Annotated in this window: 2 protein-coding genes; both read left to right on the top strand. The window is 75.4% G+C overall.

Annotated features, from left to right (window positions below):
• Positions 1 to 2,875 (top strand): type I polyketide synthase (locus tag ABZW14_RS34065; RefSeq protein WP_355355324.1); only part of this gene is annotated, 2,875 nt, incomplete at its 5' end.
• Positions 2,876 to 2,898: 23 nt separating this feature from the next.
• The coding region (locus tag ABZW14_RS34070) for a type I polyketide synthase (RefSeq protein ID WP_355355327.1) at positions 2,899 to 5,506 on the top strand (2,608 nt) is incomplete at its 3' end.

Below are 5,506 nucleotides of genomic sequence, written 5' to 3' on the forward strand. Positions count from 1 at the left end.
CCAACCCGACACGATCGCGGTCACCACCGCCCTCGCCAGGCTGCACGTCACCGGCACACCCGTCGACTGGACCGCCTGGTTCACCACCACCGGCCGGCAACCGCGCACCGTCGACCTGCCCACCTACGCCTTCCACCACCGGCGCTACTGGCTCGACGCCCGCCCCGCCGGCACCGACGCCGCCGGACTGGGCATCCGCGACGCCGGCCACCCCCTGCTCGACGCCGAACTCGTCACCGCCGCCGACGACGTCCGCGTCCACGGCGGCCGGCTCTCCGTGCGGACCCAGCCCTGGCTCGCCGACCACGTCGTCCGCGGCCGGGTCGTCGTGCCCGGCACCGCGCTCGTGGAACTGGCGCTGCACGCCGGCGCGCGGGCCGGCTGCGACGCCCTGGCGGAGCTCACCCTTGCCGCGCCGCTCGTCCTGCCCGACACCGGCGCCCGCACCCTGCAGCTCCAGCTCGCCGCCCCCGACGAGCGGAGCCACCGGCGGGTCACCATCCACTCCCGGCCCGCCGACGACCCGCACGCCGACTGGACCCGCCACGCCGACGGGACACTCGCCCCCGGCGGCGCCGAACCGGCCGAGCCGCTCACCGAGTGGCCGCCGCCCGGCGCCACCGCCGTGCCCGTCGACCCGGTCTACGCCCGCCTCCACCGGCTCGGCGTCGACCACGGACCCACCTTCCGCGGGCTGCGCGCCGCCTGGCGTACCCCGGAGGAGGTCTTCGCGGAGGTGGAACTGCCCGACGGCGCCGCCACCGCCGGCTACGCGCTGCACCCGGCGCTGCTCGACGCCGCCCTGCACCTCGTCGGCCTCACCGACGACCCGGCCGACGACGACGCCGGCGCCCGCCTGCCCTGGGCCTGGACGGGCGTCACCCTCGCCGCCGAGGGCGCCACCCATCTCCGGGTACGCCTCACCCGCAACGGCCCGGCCGCCACGCTCACCCTCGCCGACGCCACGGGAGCGCCCGTCGCCCGGATCGACTCGCTGGTCTCTCGACCCCTCGGCGCCGACCAGCTCGACGCCGGCCCCGCCGAGCTGCCCCTGTTCGACCTGCGCTGGACCCCGCTGGCGCTGCCGCCCCGACCGGCACCCGGGATCGTGCCGCTCGACCCGGCCGGCGGGCTCGCCTCGCTCGCCGACGACCCCGACGCCCGTCTGGTGCTGCTGCCCGCCGGTGAGCCCGCGCCGGACGACCCGCTCGCCGGCACCCGCGCGCGGCTCGCCGACACCCTCGCTGTGGTGCGGGACTGGCTGGCCGACGACCGGTTCGCCGGCCGACGACTCGTGGTGCTCACCCGCGGCGCGGTCCCCGCCGACGCGGACGTCACCGACCTGGCCGGAGCCGCCGTGTGGGGCCTGGTCCGCACGGCGCAACTCGAGAACCCCGACCGGTTCGTCCTCGCCGACCTCGGCGGCGAACCCGACGCCGAGCTGCTCGGCCGCGCCCTCGCCGCCGGCGAACCCCAGGTAGCGCTGCGCGACGGCCGGCTGCTCGTGCCGCGCCTCGCCCCGGCCGAGCCCGACCCGACCGGCGCGGTCGACCTGGTGCCCGACGGCACCGTGCTGGTCACCGGCGCCACCGGCACCCTCGGCGGTCTCGTCGCCCGGCATCTCGTCAACGCGCACAAGGTCCGGCACCTGCTGCTCGTCGGCCGGCGCGGCGCCGACGCGCCCGGTGCGGCCGACCTCCTCGCCGACCTCACCCGCCTCGGCGCGCAGGCCCGCTTCGCCGCCTGCGACGTGGCCGACCGCGACCAGGTCGCCGCGCTGCTCGCCGACGTGCCCGCCGAGCACCCGCTCACCGGCGTGGTGCACGCGGCCGGCGTGCTCGACGACGCGGTGGTCACCGCGCTCACCCCGGAGCGGACCGCCGCCGTGCTGCGCCCCAAGGCCGAGGCCGCCTGGCACCTGCACGACCTCACCCGCCACCTCGACCTGCCGATGTTCGTGCTCTTCTCCTCGATCGCCGGTCCGCTCGGCGCCCCCGGGCAGGGCAACTACGCGGCGGCCAACGCGTTCCTCGACGGCCTCGCCCACCACCGGCGAGCCGCCGGGCTCGCCGCCACCTCGCTCGCCTGGGGACCCTGGGCCGAACGCAGCGGGATGACCCGCGACCTCGGCGCCACCGGCCGGGAACGCCTCGCCCGCCAGGGCGTCGTGCCGCTCGCCACCGACCGGGCGCTCGCCCTCTTCGACGCCAGCCGGCGGTGCCGGCAGCCGCTGCTGCTCCCCCTCCACCTCGACCTGGCCGCGCTACGTGCCGGCGCCGACCGCGACCACCTGCCGGCGCCGCTGCGCGGCCTCGCCGGCGGGCCCGCGCGACGCGCGGCCGCCCCGGCCGCAGGACTCCGCGACCGGCTCGCCGCGGCCCCCGCCGAGGACCGGCGCCGCCTGGTCGAGGAACTGGTCGCCGGCCAGGTCGCCGAGGTGCTCGGGTACGCCTCGGCGGCCGCCGTCGGCGCCGACCGGTCCTTCACCGAACTCGGCTTCGACTCGCTCACCGCCGTCGACCTGCGCAACCGGCTCACCAGCCGGACCGGCCTGTCCCTGCCGGCGACCCTGGTCTTCGACCACCCCACCCCGGCCGCGCTCACCGGGCACCTGCTGGCGCAGCTCGGACCCGGCCCGGCCGCCGCGCCCACCCTCCTCGACGAACTGGCCCGCCTCGAAGCGGCGTTCGCGGCCACCCCGCCGGAGAGCCTTGCCGAGCTGGCGGCCGACGAGGAGACCCGGTCCACCGTCGCTGCCCGGCTGCGCGCCCTGCTCACCCGCTGGGACGGCGACGGGGCGGTCACGGCCACCCTCGACGACGCCAGCGACGACGAACTCTTCGACTTCATCGACAGCCGCTTCGGCCGGTCCTGACCCCCGCGACAGGTGAATCCCCGATGGCGAACGAAGCCAAGCTCCGTGAGTACCTCAAGCGCGTCACCGCCGACCTCCACGAGACCAGCGAACGGCTCAGGGCCGTCGACGCGAAGACCCACGAGCCGGTCGCCATCGTCGGGATGAGCTGCCGCTACCCGGGCGGGGTCCGCTCACCCGGGCAGCTGTGGGACCTGGTGGCCGCCGCCGGTGACGGCGTCACCGGGTTCCCCGTCGACCGGGGCTGGGACACCGACCGGGCGTACGACCCGACGGGGGAGCGGCGCGGCAGCACGTACGCCCGGGAAGGTGGGTTCCTGCACGACGCCGGGAACTTCGACCCGGAACTGTTCAAGATCTCCCCGTACGAGGCGCTGGCCATGGACCCCCAGCAGCGGCTCATGCTGGAGGCGTCCTGGGAGGCGATCGAGGACGCCCGCATCGACCCGCTCTCCCTGCGCGGCAACCGGGTCGGCGTCTTCGCCGGCATGATGTACCACAACTACGCCGCCGGGCTCGGCGAGATCCCGGAGACCCTCGACGGTTTCATCGGCGGCGGCACCGCCAGCAGCGTGCTGTCCGGCCGGGTCGCCTACACCTTCGGCTTCGAGGGCCCGGCCCTCACCCTCGACACCGCCTGCTCGTCGTCGCTGGTCGCGCTGCACCTGGCCGTGCAGTCGCTGCGCTCCGGCGAGTGCACCCTGGCCCTGGCCGGCGGCGTCACCGTGATGACCACCCTGGAGACGTTCGTCGACTTCAGCCGGCAGCGCGGCCTCGCGCCCGACGGGCGGTGCAAGTCGTTCGCCGAGGGCGCCGACGGGACCGGCTGGTCCGAGGGCGTCGGCGTGCTGCTCCTGGAACGCCTCTCCGACGCACGCAGGCTCGGACACCGCGTTCTCGCCGTGGTGCGCGGTTCGGCGGTGAATCAGGATGGGGCGTCGAACGGGTTGACGGCGCCGAACGGTCCGGCGCAGCAGCGGGTGATCCGGTCGGCGTTGTCGTCGGCGCGGTTGTCCGCTGCCGAGGTGGATGTGGTGGAGGCGCATGGCACCGGTACGACGTTGGGTGATCCGATCGAGGCGCAGGCGTTGCTGGCCACGTATGGGCAGGGGCGCGGTGGGCAGGAACCTCTGCTGCTGGGTTCGGTGAAGTCGAACCTCGGGCACACGCAGGCTGCGGCGGGCGTGGCCGGTGTGATCAAGATGGTGCTGGCGATGGGGCACGGGATCGTGCCGGCGTCGTTGCACGTGGATGCGCCGTCGTCGAAGGTGGACTGGTCCTCGGGCGCGGTCCGTCTGGTGACTGAGAGCCGGGAGTGGCCGGTGGTGGCCCGGCCGCGTCGGGCGGCGGTGTCGTCGTTCGGCATCTCCGGCACCAATGCCCACGTGATCCTCGAAGCGCCGGAACCCGAACCGGTCGACGGCGAGGCGACCACACCGGTGGACCGGGGCAGCGCGGCGTCGCCGGGCGGGGAGGTGGCGCGGCCGGGGATCGGCGGCGCGGTGCGGTCGGCGTCGAGTGGCGAGGGGGTCGGAGCGGCGGCCGGCGCCTCGGACGTTGCGGTCGGCCTGCCGGTGGTGCCGTGGCTGATCTCGGCGCGTTCGGCGGAGGCTCTGGCGGGTCAGGCGACGCGGCTGGCCGACCACGTCGACGAGCACGAGGGTTTGTGTCTAGTCGATGCCGGCTGGTCCCTGGCGACCACCCGGGCTGCCCTCGAGCACCGGGCGGTGGTGGTCGCCGCCGATCGGGACGGCCTGGCCGCCGGGCTGTCCGCCCTGGCCGAGGGCGGGTCTGCACCCGGCCTGGTCGTCGGGGAGGCGGCCGCCGGTCGTCGGGCGTTGCTGTTCACCGGTCAGGGGGCGCAGCGCCCCGGGATGGGCCGCGAGCTGTATGACCGGTTCCCGGTGTTCGCGCAGGCGTTCGACCGGGTGTGCGCCCTGTTCGACGGCCGCCTGGATCGCTCGTTGCGCGACGTGGTCTTCGCCGAGTCGGGCAGCGAGCTGGCCGGGTTGCTGGACCAGACGGTCTACACGCAGGCGGGGCTGTTCGCCGTCGAGGTGGCCCTGCACGAGCTGCTGACCTCGTGGGGCGTGACCGCCGACTATCTGGCCGGTCATTCGATCGGTGAGGTGACCGCCGCCTACGTGGCCGGTGTGCTGTCGCTGGAGGACGCGTGTGTCCTGGTGGCAGCGCGGGGGGCGTTGATGCAGGCGTTGCCGGGCGGCGGGGGAATGCTCGCCGTCGCTGCATCGGAGGACGAGGTCCGGGGTCTGCTGGATGGCTGCGGCACGCAGCTGGATGTGGCGGCGGTGAACGGGCCGCGGTCGGTGGTGCTGTCCGGCCCGGTCACGGACCTGGACCGGCTGGCGGAAGAGTTCGCCCTGAAGGGCTGGCGGGTCAAGCGGCTGCCGGTCAGTCACGCCTTCCACTCGCGGTTGATGGAACCGATGCTCGCCGACTTCCGTGCGGTCCTGGAAGAACTGACCTGGCATCAGCCACGCCTGCCGATCGTGTCGAACCTGACCGGGCAACTGGTCGACCCGGCGGAGATCGCCAGCCCGGGCTACTGGGTGCGGCACGTGCGTGAGGCGGTGCGTTTCGCCGACGGCATCGCCACCCTGCACGGCTTGG

The sequence above is a fragment of the Micromonospora sp. NPDC004551 genome, assembly GCF_040609975.1.
Taxonomy (GTDB): Bacteria; Actinomycetota; Actinomycetes; order Mycobacteriales; family Micromonosporaceae; genus Micromonospora.